This is a genomic window from Nocardioides zeicaulis, assembly GCF_042432345.1.
GTDB classification, from domain to species: Bacteria; Actinomycetota; Actinomycetes; order Propionibacteriales; family Nocardioidaceae; genus Nocardioides; species Nocardioides zeicaulis.
Window position 1 is genome coordinate 1,911,359 of record NZ_JBHLXH010000001.1, and the last position, 13,872, is coordinate 1,925,230.

Consider the following 13,872-nt stretch of genomic DNA (forward strand, 5'->3'; position numbering starts at 1 on the left):
GCCGTCGACGGTGGGGGTCGAGCGGACCTGTGTCCGCTCGACCACCGCCATGGCGTGCGTCCAGCGTCCACGAGGGTGTCCTGGTCCGTCATGTCGGTGAACACTCGTGCGCGAACGCCGTTCCGGCGCGACAGCGGCCCGGCCCCGCGTCGATGCTGGATCCGTGACCAGCTACGGCGACCAGGGCGGTCCGCTCGCGATCGCGCACCGCGGGGGCGCTGCCCTCGCCCCGGAGAACACCCTCGCGGCGTTCGGGCGCTCGACGGCGCTCGGGCTGACCCACCTCGAGACCGACGTCCACGTCACCCGCGACGGCCACGTCGTGTGCTTCCACGACACGACGCTCGCCCGCGTCACCGGCCACCCCGGCCGGGTCGCGGACCTCACCCTGGCCGAGCTCCGGCGGCTGCGCGTCGGCGGCACGGAGCAGGTGCCGACGCTGGCCGAGGCGATGGCGACGTTCCCGCAGGCGCGGTTCGCCGTCGACCTCAAGGACGAGCGGGCGATCGACCCGATGGCGCGCCTGCTCCGCACCCGCCCCGGCTGGGCCGACCGGGTCCTGGTGGCGGGCGCGTGGAACCGCTGGCTGCGCCGGCTCCAGGACGAGGCGCCGGGCGTGACCACGGCGCTGGGGTGGCGCTCGCTGACGTCGCTGGTCGCGTGCGCGCGCGGCGGCGTACGTCCCCTCGGCGTGCGGTCGGGCGGGGCGTTCGCGCACGTGCCGCTGCGGCTCGGCCGGCTGCCCGTGCACTCCGAGCGGGTGATCGGGCGCGCCCACGACCTCGGCATCCGGGTCGTGGTGTGGACCGTCGACGAGCCCGCCACGATGCACGCGCTGCTCGACGCCGGGGTCGACGGGATCATCACCGACCGCCCCGACCTGCTCCGGGAGGTGCTCGTCGCGCGCGGCCAGTGGGTGCGCCCGGCCCCGGCGACCCCTGCTCACCTCCCTGCCGTAGTCCGCGGCGCTCGGCCGGTCCGCGGGCACCGGACACCGGCCGTACGCAGCGGACTACCGAGCCGCGGGGTTGAACGCCATACCCCCTAGGGGTATCGTCGACGACATGAGCGACAAGCACGGCCACCTCGAGGGCAACGACGCGGCGAAGGCCGCCCACCTCAAGCGGCTGCGCCGCATCGAGGGCCAGGTGCGCGGGATCGAGCGGATGGTCGAGGAGGAGAAGTACTGCATCGACATCCTCACCCAGGTCTCCGCCGCCACCAAGGCGCTCCAGGCGCTGGCGCTGTCGCTGCTCGACGACCACATGGCCCACTGCCTGGTCGACGCCGCGCGCCAGGGCGGGGCCGAGCAGGAGGAGAAGCTCAAGGAAGCCTCCGAGGCCATCGCCCGGCTCGTGAAGTCGTGAGGTCTCGAGGCTCACTCCGTTCGCACCTCAACCACCGAAGAAGGAGCACGCCATGAGCGCCACCACCACCTACACCGTCACCGGCATGACCTGCGGCCACTGCGCCGCCTCCGTCACCGAGGAGCTCTCCGAGATCGCGGGCGTGGAGGACGTCGACGTCGTCGTCGAGACCGGCGCCGTCACCGTCACCAGCGCCCAGCCGCTCGACGAGGCGGCCGTCCGCGCCGCCGTCGAGGAAGCGGGGTACGCCCTCTCATGAGCACCCCCGTCCGCGTCAGCGCCTTCGTCGCCGCCCTCGTCGCCGCCTTCGCGGTGGCGTGGGTGGCCGGTCGCGTCGTGGGGCCGGTCGGAGCCGAGCCTGCACAGGCGGCGCACGAGGGCATGACCGGGCACGGGGACGAGCACGGGGACGAGCACGCCGACCACGGCGCGACCGTCGCCGACGCGACCGGGCTGACCGCGCAGGCCGACGGCTACACGCTGGCGCTCGACGACCGCACGCTGCCCGCGGGCAGGACCCGGCTCGCGTTCCGGGTGCTGACCTCGAGTGGCCGGCCGCTGCTCGACTACACCCGCACGCACGAGAAGGACCTCCACCTCGTCGTCGTACGCCGTGACCTGACGGGGTTCCAGCACGTCCACCCGACCCTCGACCGGGCCACCGGCGAGTGGTCGGTCGACGTCCGCCTGACCCCCGGCGTGTGGCGGGTCGTCGCCGACCTGACCCCGGCGGGCTGGGACGGCATCGTGCTGGCCGACGACGTGTCCGTCGCCGGTGACTACCGCCCCGAGGCGCTGCCCGCCGACACCCGCACCGCGCGGGTCCGCACACCGGAGGGGACCTACGAGGTGAGGCTCGACGGCGACACCGCGCCCGGCGCGAGCACCGTGCTGACCGCGGCCGTCGAGCTCGACGGCCGCCCGGTCACCGACCTCGAGCCCTACCTCGGCGCCTTCGGCCACCTCGTCGCGATCCGGGCCGGCGACCTGGGCTACCTCCACGTCCACCCCGAGGACGGTCCCGCCGGCCCGGAGATCGACTTCGCGACGGCGTTCCCGACCGCGGGGACCTACCGGCTGTTCCTCGACTTCCAGCACCGCGGGCGGGTCCGCACCGCGGCGTTCACCGTCGAGGCCGGCGGCGCGCCTGCCGGGTCCGACGACCACGGAGGGAGCGACCATGAGCACTGACCAGCTCTCCGACGTCGAGCTCGCCATCACCGGCATGACGTGCGCCTCGTGCGCGAACCGCATCGAGCGCAAGCTCAACAAGCTCGACGGCGTCACCGCCACCGTCAACTACGCCACGGAGAAGGCGAAGGTGTCCTACCCCGGCACCGTCTCCACCGACGACCTGCTCCGCACGGTCGAGGCCGCCGGGTACGCAGCCAGGCTGCCCGCACCCCCGTCCGCGGAGGTCCCCGACGGGGCGCCGGAGCGCGACCCGCTGCTGCAGCGGCTCGTCGTCAGCGCCGTCCTGAGCGTGCCGGTCGTGCTGCTCGCGATGGTGCCGGCCTGGCAGTTCGACTTCTGGCAGTGGGCCTCGCTCGCGCTGGCCGCACCCGTCGTCGTGTGGGGCGCGTTGCCCTTCCACCGCGCGGCGTGGACCAACCTGCGCCACGGCGCCACCACCATGGACACCCTCGTCTCGGTCGGCGTGCTGGCCGCGTTCGGCTGGTCGCTGTGGGCGCTGTTCCTCGGCACCGCGGGCGAGCCCGGGATGACCCACCCGTTCCGCATCACCGTCGAGCGCACCGACGGCAGCGGCAACATCTACCTCGAGGCCGCCGCCGGCGTGACGACGTTCCTCCTGGCCGGCCGCTGGCTGGAGCACCGCTCCAAGCGGCGGGCCGGCGCCGCGCTCCGGGCGCTGCTCGAGCTCGGCGCGCGCGAGGCGGCGGTCATCCGTGACGGCGTCGAGACCCGCGTCCCGGTCGACCAGCTCGCCGTCGGTGACACCTTCGTCGTCCGCCCCGGCGAGAAGGTCGCCACCGACGGGGTCGTCGTCGAGGGCAGCTCGGCGGTCGACGCCTCGATGCTCACCGGCGAGTCCGTGCCCGTCGAGGTCGGCGTCGGCGACGACGTCGTCGGCGGGTGCGTGAACGCCGGCGGGAGGCTCGTCGTACGCGCGACGCGGGTGGGCGCCGACACCCAGCTCGCCCAGATGGCGCGCCTGGTCGAGGACGCCCAGAACGGCAAGGCCGAGGTGCAGCGCCTCGCCGACCGCGTCTCCGGCGTGTTCGTGCCGGTCGTCATCGCCCTGTCCGTCGCGACGCTCGGCTTCTGGCTGGGCGCGGGCGGTGGCGCCACGGCCGCCTTCACCGCTGCCGTCTCGGTGCTGATCATCGCCTGCCCCTGCGCGCTGGGCCTGGCCACGCCGACCGCGCTCATGGTCGGCACCGGCCGCGGCGCCCAGCTCGGGATCCTGATCAAGGGTCCCGAGGTGCTCGAGTCCACCCGTCGCGTGGACACGATCGTGCTCGACAAGACCGGCACCGTGACCACCGGCGACATGACCGTGCAGTCCGTGGTGGTCGCCGAGGGTGAGTCGGAGGACGACGTGTGCCGCCTCGCCGCGGCCCTCGAGTCGGCCTCCGAGCACCCGGTCGCCCGCGCGATCGCCGCGCACGTGCCCGCCTCTGAGGACGCCCGGCGACCCGGGACCGGCGTGTCGGCTGCACCACGTCCTCAGGTGCCGGGAGTGGAGGGCTTCACCAACCGCGAGGGCCTCGGGGTCGAGGGCGTCGTCGACGGCCACGCGGTCGTCGTGGGCCGCCCCCAGCTGCTGGCCGACTGGTCGCAGCCACTGCCCGACGCGCTCGCCGACGCGGTCGACCGGGCGCAGGCCGAGGGCCTGACCGCCGTCGCCGTCGGGTGGGACGGCCGCGCGCGGGGCGTGATCGCGGTCGGCGACACCGTGAAGCCGACCTCCGCCGAGGCCGTACGCCGCCTGCGCGAGCTCGGCCTCACGCCCGTCCTGGTGACGGGCGACAACGAGCGTGCCGCCCGCCACGTCGCGGCGCAGGTGGGGATCGACGACGTCGTCGCCGACGTGATGCCCGCCGACAAGGTCGCCGAGGTGCGGCGGCTTCAGGCGGCCGGCAAGGTCGTCGCGATGGCCGGCGACGGCGTCAACGACGCCGCAGCGCTCGCGCAGGCCGACCTCGGGCTGGCGATGGGCACCGGCACCGACGTGGCGATCGAGGCCAGCGACCTGACGCTCGTGCGCGGCGACCTGCTCGTCGCCGTCGACGCGATCCAGCTGGCCCGGCGCACGCTCGCGGTGATCCGCGGCAACCTGTTCTGGGCGTTCGCCTACAACGTCGCCGCCCTCCCTCTGGCCGCCGCCGGCCTGCTCAACCCGATGCTCGCCGGCGCCGCGATGGCGTTCTCCAGCGTCTTCGTCGTCACCAACAGCCTCCGGCTCCGCGGCTTCCGCTCGTCGGTCGCCTGACCGGGCGCCGCGAGCGGTGGCCCAGCCACCTTCTCGGGGTCCAGAACGTGGCTGGGTCACCGCTGGGGGCGGGACGCTCGGGGGGCAGCTGCTCCTAGGGTGTGCCCATGGGACTCAAGGACCTCGTGACGCCGGGCTCGAAGGAGTCCAGGAAGACCCGCGCCGCCCTCGAGGCTGCGCGAGACCAGGACACCGATCCCGGGGCCATCGACCGCCTCGTGACGATGCTCGTGGAGGCCGGCCTCCAGGGCCGCGGGCCGCTGCGTCCCGCCGAGCAGGTCGCCCGCGAGGCGCTGCAGAAGGCCGGGGGCGACCCGGAGAAGGCGATCGCCGCCCTCGCCCGCCGCGCCACCGTCAGTGGCGCGGCCGGCGGCTTCCTCACCGGTGTCGGCGGCTTCGTGACGATGCCGGTCTCGCTGCCGGTCAACGTCGCCGAGTTCTACCTCCTCGCCACCCGCATGGTCGGTGCCATCGCGTCGCTGCGCGGGTACGACCTCGACGAGCCGCGCGTGCGCACGGCCGTCCTCCTCACGCTCGTCGGCTCGGACTCCGACGAGGTGCTGAAGAAGGCCGGGATGGCCTCCGCCGGCAGCCGGGCCGCGACGTACGCCCTCCGGGGCCTGCCGCCCGCCGCGCTGATGGTCGTCAACAAGGCGGTCGGATTCCGGCTCATGCGGGGCGTGAGCGAGAAGATCCTGGCCCGGTTCGGCCGCGGGATCCCGTTCGCCGGCGGCGTCGTGGGCGGCGGCATCGACGGGTTCATGATGAAGAAGATCGCCGACCAGGCGATGAAGGAGTTCCCCACCGCCGGCGGCGACCAGCGGCCCGCCTGACCCACCGCGCGCGCTCTCGCTGGTCGGGGTGCGAGGAGCGCCGGCGACGAGCCCGAGACCGTCCTGCGCGTGGTTTCGAGGCTCGCTGCGCTCGCACCTCAACCACCGAAGCGCACCTCAGGAGGCGAGCGACGACCGGATGGCGTCGGCCTCGTCCTGCACGGTCGAGGCGTCGACGAGGTCGCCGGCCTGCTCGGTGAGCACGGCCACGCGTGCGGCGAGCGCCTGCTCCGCGACGCCGCTGCCGACCAGCTCGTCGGTCAGGTCGGCCTTCGCCTGCTCGACCAGCGCGGCCCACTCCTCGACCGCGGTGAAGCGCTCGACGAGCACGTTGGACCCGCCGCCCGGCCCGCCCCCCGGGCCCCCGCCGTCGGGACGTACGCCGTCGGGGGGTGACGGCGGGTCGGTCGGCAGGTCCGTCGGCATCCCCTCGGGCCGTTCGCCGTCGCCACCCGGACCGCCGCCGAAGCCGCCGGGGCCGCCGGGCCCGCCGCCCGCGCCCCCACCGCCGGGCGCTCCGCCGAAGGCGAGGTTGTGGTCCCAGGCCACGACCGTGAAGCCGCCGGAGGTGGCGTCGTAGCGCAGGTAGGAGTTGTTGCCCGGGCCGTCGATGTCGTCGAAGTTGTCGACGAGCTCCTCGAAGGCGAGGTAGCGCGCGAACGCGTCCACGTCGAGGCGCGACGGCAGCCCGGCCTCGAAGTCGGCGTCGGAGCTGTTGTTGAGGAAGTCGAGCAGGTCGATGAGCGGGGTGAGGTCGTCGTCGCCGGTCTCCTGGTCGAAGACGTCGGTGTAGGCGTCGGGGTCGTCGCCGCGCCACGACCAGTCGCCGCTCGCCTCGGACTTGTAGAGCAGCCCGGCGGTGGAGAAGTTCTCCGCCTCCCACTCCTCGTCGAGGTCCTGCACGACCAGCCGCAACCGGGCGTCGGAGCCGTTGACGCTGAACGCCGTCGACACCGCGTGCTCGCTGGCGAGCCCCGCCTCGGCGAGCAGGTCGAGCGCAACCGCCTCGTTGAGCGCGGTCTCCGAGCTGTTGGACCGCACCACGAACGACGTCCACCCGTCGGCCGACTGCCCGTCGACGAACTCGTCGAGGCGCAGCAGCCACGGCAGGTCGGCCGGGTCGGAGTCGTCGGAGACCCCGCGCAGGGAGGAGTTGCCCTTGAGCCGGATGCCGGCCTTCTCGTAGGTCGTGCCGTCGATCGTCACGGTGGCCTCGAGCCACTCCTTGTCGCCGCTGGCCTGGTAGGTGTCGATCATCTGCGCGACGGCGTCGGCGTCGACCTCTATGCCGATCTCGTGCAGCTGCGACTCGTCCCAGACGCCGGTACCGGCCGCGACCTGACGCGCCGCGGTCGAGACGGCGGAGGCCGACGGGGCCGGGTCGGGCGCCGAGCACCCCGCGAGGCCGAGAGCGGCGACGACCGCCCACGAGGCCACGAACGTGCGCCGCCTCACGCCAGCACCCCCGCCTTGATCGTGAGGTGGCCGGCGAGGTGCCGCGAGGTGACGCGGTGCCACCGGTTGCCTGGGAGGCCGGGGGTCAGCAGCGCCAGCCCGGTGCCGTACTTGGAGATCCGCACCGGGCGGTGCCCGAGGTCCCACAGCCGCCGGTCGAGCGGGCCGGGGCCGGTCGAGCCCGACTTGGTCTCGACGACGAGCACGTCACCGACCTCGGCCGTGCCGTGCCCGGTGACCCACCGCAGGTCGCGGTCGACGGTCGCGCGGCCGGTGCCGCCGGGCAGCAGGAAGGTGGTGCGGGCGTACGCCGTGTGCAGCGTCGGCACCAGGCCGTACGGGTCGACGCCGCTGACGTGCGCCTGCCCGAGCTGCTCGCGCACCCACGGCCCGCAGGCCTCCGGCACCGAGAGCCGGTCGCCGCCGGGGTGCGGCAGCCGCTCCTTGACGGTCGCGCCGCGCCGGCCGCGGGTCTTCACCTCCAGCCAGCACTCGCCGGTGTCGGCGTAGACCCGCGTCCGCACCTTCCAGCGCCGCCGCCGGCGGTGGGCCGAGGACGTCCAGGAGTCGAGCCCCACGGTGTCGAGGTAGGTCGACTCGTAGCGCGACTCGCGCCGCCCGCCGACCTCCAGGACGCGGAGGCCCGGGGTGCCGGTGAGGAGGAGGTCGAGGTCGGCGGCCGGGACGACGTACTTGCGGTCGACGCGGGTGAGCAGCGCGGCCTCGGCGTTGAGCTCGTCGAGGCCGACGGTGGGGAGGGTGTCGACGAGGTTCATCGCGTCAGCACCGCCGCGTCGTGGCGCTCCGCGCTGGGCATGGCCGGCGCGGGCGTCGGGGCGTAGTGGACCTCGACGGTCGTGGTGTCGTTGACGAGGTCGACGCGCACCGGTGTCACCCGGGTGACGCGGGCGTCGAGCAGCAGCTCGAGGCGCTCCACGAGCGTCGGCTCGTCGGTGATCGCGGAGTCCAGGACGACGACCTGCCGCAGGCCGGTGCCGTGCAGCAGCTTGCTGTCGGCGACCGCGAGGACGGCCACCAGCGCGACCATCAGCGCGATCGACATCGCCGGGTCGGGCGTGCCCAGCCCGCCGAGCAGGCCGATGGCGAGGGCGGCGAAGTAGTAGGCGATCTCGTGCTGGCCGAGCTCGTCGGAGCGCAGCCGGATGATCGACAGCACGCCGAAGAGCCCGAGCCCCAGACCGACCGTGGCGGCGCTGCTGGACAGCACGATGGTCACCGCCAGCACGCCCATGTTGACCGCGACGAACGCGGTGACGAGGTCGGCGCGACGGTGGCGCGGGTAGTAGACGGCGAGCGCGAGCACCAGCACGGCGACCAGGTCGACGGCGGCGAGCAGGTAGGTGGGGTTCATGCGGGGTTCCTCCGGGTCGGTGTGCCCCGAGGTTCGCGCCGCCACCTGTCGCCGACCTGCACCGAGCCTGTGGCCGGTCTGTGAGGTGCCCTCTGGGAGAATCTGCACTCGTGGACGGACCCCTCCCCCTCGCGCTCATCTACGCCTCGCTGGCGTTCGCCGCGGTCGTGCTCGTCTACGTCGCGCTCGCCCGCACCCCCGACTGGGGACTGCTCGGCCTTGCCGGCGTGATCGAGGCGGCCTCGCTCGTGCTGCTGGTGGTCGCGGCGACCCAGGTCGGCGACGCCGACCTGCCGGGCGGCCGCGCGGTCACGCTCTTCGGGTACCTCCTCGCCGGGCTCGTCCTGCTGCCGATCGGCTTCGTGTGGTCGCTCGCCGAGCGCAGCCGGGGTGCGACCGCCGTCCTCGCCGTGGCCGGCCTCGCCCAGGCGTTCGTGGTGGTCCGCGCCCTGCAGGTGTGGCCGTGAGCGCCCCGTCCACCCAGCCGTCCACCAAGTCGGGCGCCGGGCGCGCGCTCGTCGCGGTGTACGCCGTGTTCGCCCTCGCCGCGACCGCCCGCTCGTTGGTGCAGCTCGGCACGAAGGCGTCCGAGGCGCCGCTGGCGTACACGCTCTCCGCGATCGCCGGCCTCGTCTACATCGCCGCCACCCTCGGCCTCGCCGAGGTCGGCCCTCGACCCCGCCGCCTCGCGGTCGCCGCCGTCGGCTTCGAGCTCGTCGGCGTCCTCACGGTCGGCACCCTCACCCTCCTCGACCCCGAGCTCTTCCCCGACCAGACCGTGTGGTCCGACTACGGCGCCGGCTACGGCTGGCTGCCGCTCGTGCTGCCGTTCACCGGGCTCGCGTGGCTCTGGCGCACGCGGCCCCGGCAGGAGTAGCGCCCAGCAGCCGCAGGCCCTCAGAACGCGTAGCCGAACAGCTCCAGGTCGGCGGCGTGGGCGGTCTCGACGAGCCGGCGGCTGGCGACGTCGTACGACCGCCAGTACGCGCGCTCGCGGTCGGTGACGTTGGTGGGCGCGACGGTGACGTCGAGGCCGGCCAGGTCGCGGAGGTCGTCCTCGAGGTGCTCCATCCGCAGCACGACATCGGCCTCGTCGACGTGACCGCGGTTGATCCGCCGCGGGCCCGGCTCGGCCAGCACCTTGGCGAGCCACTCGCCGAACTCGGACGTCACGGCGTCGACGATCCGGTCCACCGCACCCGGCGTCTGGTGCACCCACGACTCCGGGTCGCGCAGGTGGTGGACCCAGCGACGGCGGGTGCGCTCGTACTCGGCGACGTAGAAGTCGAACGGGTTGCGGGTTGTGGTGACGACGCGCAGACCGTGGTCGGCCTCGACGAACCCGGCCTCGACCAGCTCGCGGACGGTGGCGTGCTTGACGTCGATCCCCGCCGCCCTGACCTGCCCGCCGGCCGGGACCTCCGTGACGCCGGGGCGCGCGAGGAGCGCTTCACGCAGCGCGGTGCTGGCGGTGCCGGGCGCAGCGGTGACGAGCAGCCCGGCGTCGCTGTCGAGGAGGGCCATCAGCGGCGTCCGTGGTGGGAGGGGGGCACGACCCCATCCAACCCGGACCAGCGCCCTCGGCGCCCACGCGTAGGGGTGCATGGTCGACGCCGGTCGGGGAACGGGACGGCACCACCCACGCCGAAGGGGCCACCATGAGCAACCCGGATGAGACGACCGATAAGCCCGCGACCGAGGAGCGGCGGGGCACGCCGAACTCGGACGGCCCCGAGGGCGCCGCCGGCGGCATGGGCTCGAGCAGCGAGCGGGTCGGCCACGCCGGTCCGGGGCAGGTCGCCACCGACGGCCTCCGCGACACGTCCCGCCAGTCCGCTCCCGACGACGCCCCGCCCGAGCAGAGCGAGGGCGGCGACGAGCCGAACCCCGAGGGGCGCGCTCCGAAGGCCGGCTACCCGAGCCTCGACCCGCGCAGCGAGGACAAGCCCTACGAGCCCTGAGCGGACTCGCTGCCCCGGCTGTCGGTCAGTCGAAGTCGAAGAAGGAGTGGCCGTCGGAGAAGTGCAGCACGTAGCGGCACTGCAGACAGATCATCAGCGTCATCCTGTGCGAGGTGAAGCCCCACCTCGAGTCCTGTCGCGACTCCTGCCGCTCGAACTCCGTCCCCTGGCACAACGGGCACGCCAGCTGGTCCATCACGATCCCCCTCCGTCGATGTGTACGCGGTCGGCAGACAGTAGCGCTCGACGTCCGTGGGAGGCGGGCCGGTCGGCCTACGTCCGCCTGACGAAGGTGACCTTGTTGTCGGCGTGGGCGGTCATGGCGTAGCGGAGGTCGTGCGCGAGCCTGTGGTGGCGGGGGCAGAGCAACCGGCCGTTGGCGAGGTCGGTGGCGCCGCCGCGGGACCAGGGGTCGTCGTGGTGGGCGTGGCACCCGGACGCGGTGGTCTCGCAGCCGCGCGCGGTGCAGCCGCGGTCGCGCAGGCCGAGTGCGATCCTCTGGGCCTTGGTGAAGAGCCGCCTGGTGCGTCCCAGGTCGAGGACCTGACTGTCGCCGCCGAGGACCGCGGGGATGATCCCGGCCTCGCAGGCGAGTCTCCGGGCCTGGGCTGCGGACATGCGGGTGCCGTCGTCGAGCAGGGCGGTGGCGTGCTCGCCGAGGAGCTGCTCGAAGGTCATCGTGATGACGATGGTGGCGTTGACGCCGGCGGTCTGCGGGGTGGCGTCGACGGGGTAGCGCTCGACGTAGTCGACGAGCGCCTCGCCCAGGCGGCGGTGCAGCGGCTTCCACCCTCCCTGCTCGTCGCGCAGTGCGGCCTCGGTGTGCCGCGCGGGGTTGGCCAGGGCGAGGAGGTGACGCCGCAGCATCGCGCCGACGTGGGAGGGGACGGTGAAGCGGCCGTGGCAGCGGCCCTCGCCGTCGTCGACGAGGACGAGCTCCACGCCGGCGTCGGCTCGCGCCTCCTCCTTCGCCATTGTGGCGGCCTCCTGTGCCTCGCCGAGCTCGGGGGCGACGACCTCGAGGATGCGCCGGCCAAGGCGGCGCAGTGCCTTCGAGTCGTGCTCGGCCGCGGCGGCGAGCAGGTGGTCACGGGCCTGTGCGGGGGCGCCCGGGTCGATGATCCGCGCGGTGCCATCACTGGCGTGGACGCTGGTCGGGATCGCGTCGACGGCCTGGACGATCACCCGCGCCTGCTCCACCCGCAGCCGACCGTCGGCCAGTGCTCGCCCGGTCGGCGCGTGGAGGTCGTCCTCGAACGCACACCCGAGACCGGTCAGCCGCGCCGCTTCCGCGTGAGTCTGACGACTGCGAGCGGCCCACCACTGGTGGGTGTGTCGCGCCCCGATGCTGTCCCCGAGGCGCCGGCGATCAGCCTCCGCCGCCGCCCGGCACAGCTCGCGGGTCAAACGGCTCGACGCGCTGGTCAGGGCGTCGAGCACCCGCACGACGTCGTCGTCACCGAGAGGCAGGTCTCCCAGCTGCGCCAGGTCGGTCAGCGTCGCGTCCACACGCGCCAGCACCCGGCGTACGACCGGCGACTCGCTCGACTCCGTGCCCGGGGCACGCCACCCGCCGTCGCGGAGCGGTTCCGCCGGCACTGCACTCATGTCACTGCCCCTCCCGCGCCCCTTGCGGACGCGTCGACAACTACGGTCGTGGGTCAGTGCCTGGAGGAAGATTCAGCCTGATGTGTGGCTTCACGGAGGACCCGAGCTCGCTCGCTCGATGCCTCGATCCTAGAGGTCGCCACCGACAACGGGATGGGTGTGCGTGCGGTGGGCGGCTGCACAGTCGGCGGAAGCACGCACGTCTGACGAAGCCAGGCAGCAGTTGGATTCCCGTGCTCCAAGGCCGCGGGCCGCCTGCGATTGGGGACCTAGCGACGGTGGCGAGCTCGAGGCGGCGCTTCATCGACGGTCAAGTTTGGCTGGTGTGGCTTGCCGCCCACTGCGCTTGAGCTTCCTCGAGACCAGAAGCCCTTTGACGTCTCAGAATTCGCATGCAACCCGCGACCACTAGAAGGGCAACCACGGTGGGTACGGCCGTAGCAGCGGCGCCATCTTCGCCCGAGGCGACCAGGCGCCACCAGTTGAGCATGCAAACGACTGAGAACGTAGCCAGTAAGCCAGCCACTACGGTCAGGCAGCCGCCGGTCTCGGCAGGTGCGACCGCCGCGACGATCCGAGTAGGCGGAAGAGGACCCTCGGCTGAGCGCTGCGCCTCGCGCATCTCGGCCAGGCTGACGCGGAGTCCGATCGGAGTCTGAAGCTGCCGAGTTGGCGCGGAAGCAACATCTAGGCACGGATGTCTTGGCCACGGGTGCCCGAGCGAGTCGAACCACACCTTCGACCCGGACTGGTTCTTCCAGAAGTAGACCCTGGCGCCGCAGATCGGACACGTGGCGTTGGGCTCCGAAGGCATGGGCTGGATGAATCGACTTCGCGGCGCCGGAGGCGCCGAGGGCGGACGCCGAACGGGTGTCGTGCGCCCAGAGCCCGCTCGCGGTGGCTTTCGTGAACCACGGGAGGGTCGAGTGACCGCGTGCGAGCGCACGTAGTGACGGCCACCGTTCGGACTCCGCCGGTAGTGCCCGCGGCGACGGTAACGACGAGCCACTAGGCGTGCGCCCGGATCCGGCTCGGATTGCACGGAAGCGTCCCCGCCGACTCCGGTGTAGACGCTGCGATGAGGACGGGACTCCAACGGACCAGACGAAGCATTGCGCTTCTGCCGCTGCCCTCAACCGCTTGGATGTCCACGACAGGACCGTACCGAGGACTGCCGACACCGGCAGTGCAAGTGCATGAGGCGGAATGGCTTGTGAGTCGCGTGCCGGCACCTTGCGTCGTTCACACCTCGGACTCGGTGACGCCGGCACGCGGCGGCAAGACGCGCGCCCTCGCCCGCCAGATCGCGGCAGCTCCGTACGCGCGACCGGGACCAGGCGGTCCGCCCACACCATCTCACCCCGCGCCCGTGGGCCGCCTAGGGCGCACGGGTGGCCGAGACGTCCGAACCGGTCGCGCCGCTGGCCTCCTGCGAGCCCCGCCCGCCCACCATCGCGACCCGGAATGCCCAGAAACGCACCAGGCCGGTGCCGAGGTTGGCCGCGACGAGGACCGCCAGCTCCTGCGGACGCGACGGCTCGGCGACGGTGGCGTCGAGCACCCACAGGGCGCCGGCCGTCACGGCGAGGCTGAAGGCCAGGAGGGCGAGCCCGAGGGCCTGGTGCTGCACGGTCCGGTCCGTGCCACGGACCCCGAACGTGATGTAGCGATGCCCGAACGTCCCGGCGATCGTCGACAGCACGAGCGCGAGGGCGTTCGCCGGCTGCGCGCTGAGCTGCTCCCGGAGGAGGACGTAGAGCAGTCCGTACAGCACGTTGAACGCAGCGCCCACGCACGCGAAGACCACGAGCTGCACGAGGAC

General features: G+C 73.5%; 16 protein-coding genes. 9 read left to right on the forward strand and 7 right to left on the reverse strand.

Annotated elements, in window-relative coordinates:
* The first annotated feature begins 163 nt into the window (after positions 1–163).
* From ACFFJG_RS09305 to ACFFJG_RS09330, 6 genes are all read left to right on the forward strand, one after another.
* Complete coding sequence (locus tag ACFFJG_RS09305) at positions 164–1,048, forward strand: glycerophosphodiester phosphodiesterase family protein (protein ID WP_378518328.1); 885 nt, start codon at positions 164–166, stop codon at positions 1,046–1,048.
* A gap of 16 nt (positions 1,049–1,064) precedes the next feature.
* Positions 1,065–1,367, forward strand: coding sequence for a metal-sensitive transcriptional regulator (locus ACFFJG_RS09310; RefSeq protein WP_378518329.1), 303 nt, complete (start codon positions 1,065–1,067; stop codon positions 1,365–1,367).
* Between the two features lie 52 nt (positions 1,368–1,419).
* Positions 1,420–1,626: a cation transporter gene (locus ACFFJG_RS09315; protein WP_378518331.1), complete on the forward strand. Its 207-nt coding sequence runs from the start codon at positions 1,420–1,422 to the stop codon at positions 1,624–1,626.
* Positions 1,623–2,558, forward strand: coding sequence for a DUF8832 domain-containing protein (locus ACFFJG_RS09320; RefSeq protein WP_378518333.1), 936 nt, complete (start codon positions 1,623–1,625; stop codon positions 2,556–2,558). The genes ACFFJG_RS09315 and ACFFJG_RS09320 overlap by 4 nt, the downstream gene beginning before the upstream one ends.
* Positions 2,548–4,821: a heavy metal translocating P-type ATPase gene (locus ACFFJG_RS09325; protein ID WP_378518334.1), complete on the forward strand. Its 2,274-nt coding sequence runs from the start codon at positions 2,548–2,550 to the stop codon at positions 4,819–4,821. The genes ACFFJG_RS09320 and ACFFJG_RS09325 overlap by 11 nt, the downstream gene beginning before the upstream one ends.
* A gap of 107 nt (positions 4,822–4,928) precedes the next feature.
* Positions 4,929–5,654 (forward strand): EcsC family protein, encoded by a 726-nt coding sequence (locus tag ACFFJG_RS09330; protein WP_378518336.1) that lies wholly within the window; start codon positions 4,929–4,931, stop codon positions 5,652–5,654.
* Positions 5,655–5,771: 117 nt separating this feature from the next.
* On the opposite strand, the gene ACFFJG_RS09335 is transcribed toward ACFFJG_RS09330, so the two are convergent.
* Genes ACFFJG_RS09335 through ACFFJG_RS09345 form a run of 3 tightly spaced genes read right to left on the reverse strand, consistent with a single transcriptional unit; the run spans position 5,772 to position 8,481 of the window.
* The gene (locus ACFFJG_RS09335) at positions 5,772–7,109 is read right to left on the reverse strand and encodes a CotH kinase family protein (protein WP_378518337.1); all 1,338 of its coding nucleotides are present in this window, start codon (positions 7,107–7,109) and stop codon (positions 5,772–5,774) included.
* On the reverse strand, positions 7,106–7,885 hold the full coding sequence (locus ACFFJG_RS09340) for a polyphosphate polymerase domain-containing protein (protein ID WP_378518339.1): 780 nt from the start codon (positions 7,883–7,885) through the stop codon (positions 7,106–7,108). The genes ACFFJG_RS09335 and ACFFJG_RS09340 overlap by 4 nt, the downstream gene beginning before the upstream one ends.
* On the reverse strand, positions 7,882–8,481 hold the full coding sequence (locus ACFFJG_RS09345) for a DUF4956 domain-containing protein (protein WP_378518341.1): 600 nt from the start codon (positions 8,479–8,481) through the stop codon (positions 7,882–7,884). Before ACFFJG_RS09345 ends, ACFFJG_RS09340 begins: the two co-directional genes overlap by 4 nt.
* 110 nt (positions 8,482–8,591) lie before the next feature.
* Between ACFFJG_RS09345 and ACFFJG_RS09350 the strand changes: the two genes are divergently transcribed.
* Positions 8,592–8,948 (forward strand): hypothetical protein, encoded by a 357-nt coding sequence (locus tag ACFFJG_RS09350; protein WP_378518343.1) that lies wholly within the window; start codon positions 8,592–8,594, stop codon positions 8,946–8,948.
* Positions 8,945–9,358, forward strand: a complete 414-nt coding sequence (locus ACFFJG_RS09355; protein WP_378518345.1) for a hypothetical protein — start codon at positions 8,945–8,947, stop codon at positions 9,356–9,358. The genes ACFFJG_RS09350 and ACFFJG_RS09355 overlap by 4 nt, the downstream gene beginning before the upstream one ends.
* A 20-nt stretch (positions 9,359–9,378) precedes the next feature.
* Here ACFFJG_RS09355 and ACFFJG_RS09360 read toward each other — a convergent pair whose 3' ends face one another.
* Complete coding sequence (locus ACFFJG_RS09360) at positions 9,379–10,005, reverse strand: PH domain-containing protein (RefSeq protein WP_378518346.1); 627 nt, start codon at positions 10,003–10,005, stop codon at positions 9,379–9,381.
* Between the two features lie 134 nt (positions 10,006–10,139).
* Here ACFFJG_RS09360 and ACFFJG_RS09365 point away from each other — a divergent pair, with 134 nt between their 5' ends.
* Positions 10,140–10,442 carry a hypothetical protein gene (locus tag ACFFJG_RS09365; RefSeq protein ID WP_378518348.1) on the forward strand — a complete coding sequence of 101 codons (303 nt, stop codon included), beginning with the start codon at positions 10,140–10,142 and terminating at the stop codon, positions 10,440–10,442.
* A 25-nt stretch (positions 10,443–10,467) separates the two neighbouring features.
* Here ACFFJG_RS09365 and ACFFJG_RS09370 read toward each other — a convergent pair whose 3' ends face one another.
* The 3 genes from ACFFJG_RS09370 to ACFFJG_RS09380 all read right to left on the reverse strand — a co-directional run bounded on the left by ACFFJG_RS09370 (position 10,468) and on the right by ACFFJG_RS09380 (position 13,866).
* Positions 10,468–10,638 carry a hypothetical protein gene (locus ACFFJG_RS09370; RefSeq protein WP_378518349.1) on the reverse strand — a complete coding sequence of 57 codons (171 nt, stop codon included), beginning with the start codon at positions 10,636–10,638 and terminating at the stop codon, positions 10,468–10,470.
* 77 nt (positions 10,639–10,715) lie between these two features.
* A complete protein-coding gene (locus ACFFJG_RS09375; RefSeq protein ID WP_378518351.1) occupies positions 10,716–12,050 on the reverse strand; it encodes an HNH endonuclease signature motif containing protein in 1,335 nt (444 codons plus the stop codon).
* 1,378 nt (positions 12,051–13,428) lie between these two features.
* A complete protein-coding gene (locus ACFFJG_RS09380) occupies positions 13,429–13,866 on the reverse strand; it encodes a GtrA family protein (RefSeq protein ID WP_378518353.1) in 438 nt (145 codons plus the stop codon).
* Positions 13,867–13,872: the final 6 nt, after the last annotated feature.

What these genes read in the sequence shown, in the direction of transcription:
- ACFFJG_RS09330 (WP_378518336.1), top strand. Translation starts at nt 4,929, where the DNA reads ATGGGACTCAAGGACCTCGTGACGCCGGGCTCGAAGGAGTCCAGGAAG.
- ACFFJG_RS09325 (WP_378518334.1), top strand. Translation starts at nt 2,548, where the DNA reads ATGAGCACTGACCAGCTCTCCGACGTCGAGCTCGCCATCACCGGCATG.
- ACFFJG_RS09370 (WP_378518349.1), bottom strand. Translation starts at nt 10,638, where the DNA reads ATGGACCAGCTGGCGTGCCCGTTGTGCCAGGGGACGGAGTTCGAGCGG.
- ACFFJG_RS09360 (WP_378518346.1), bottom strand. Translation starts at nt 10,005, where the DNA reads ATGGCCCTCCTCGACAGCGACGCCGGGCTGCTCGTCACCGCTGCGCCC.
- ACFFJG_RS09365 (WP_378518348.1), top strand. Translation starts at nt 10,140, where the DNA reads ATGAGCAACCCGGATGAGACGACCGATAAGCCCGCGACCGAGGAGCGG.
- ACFFJG_RS09340 (WP_378518339.1), bottom strand. Translation starts at nt 7,885, where the DNA reads ATGAACCTCGTCGACACCCTCCCCACCGTCGGCCTCGACGAGCTCAAC.
- ACFFJG_RS09345 (WP_378518341.1), bottom strand. Translation starts at nt 8,481, where the DNA reads ATGAACCCCACCTACCTGCTCGCCGCCGTCGACCTGGTCGCCGTGCTG.
- ACFFJG_RS09320 (WP_378518333.1), top strand. Translation starts at nt 1,623, where the DNA reads ATGAGCACCCCCGTCCGCGTCAGCGCCTTCGTCGCCGCCCTCGTCGCC.
- ACFFJG_RS09310 (WP_378518329.1), top strand. Translation starts at nt 1,065, where the DNA reads ATGAGCGACAAGCACGGCCACCTCGAGGGCAACGACGCGGCGAAGGCC.
- ACFFJG_RS09315 (WP_378518331.1), top strand. Translation starts at nt 1,420, where the DNA reads ATGAGCGCCACCACCACCTACACCGTCACCGGCATGACCTGCGGCCAC.
- ACFFJG_RS09375 (WP_378518351.1), bottom strand. Translation starts at nt 12,050, where the DNA reads ATGAGTGCAGTGCCGGCGGAACCGCTCCGCGACGGCGGGTGGCGTGCC.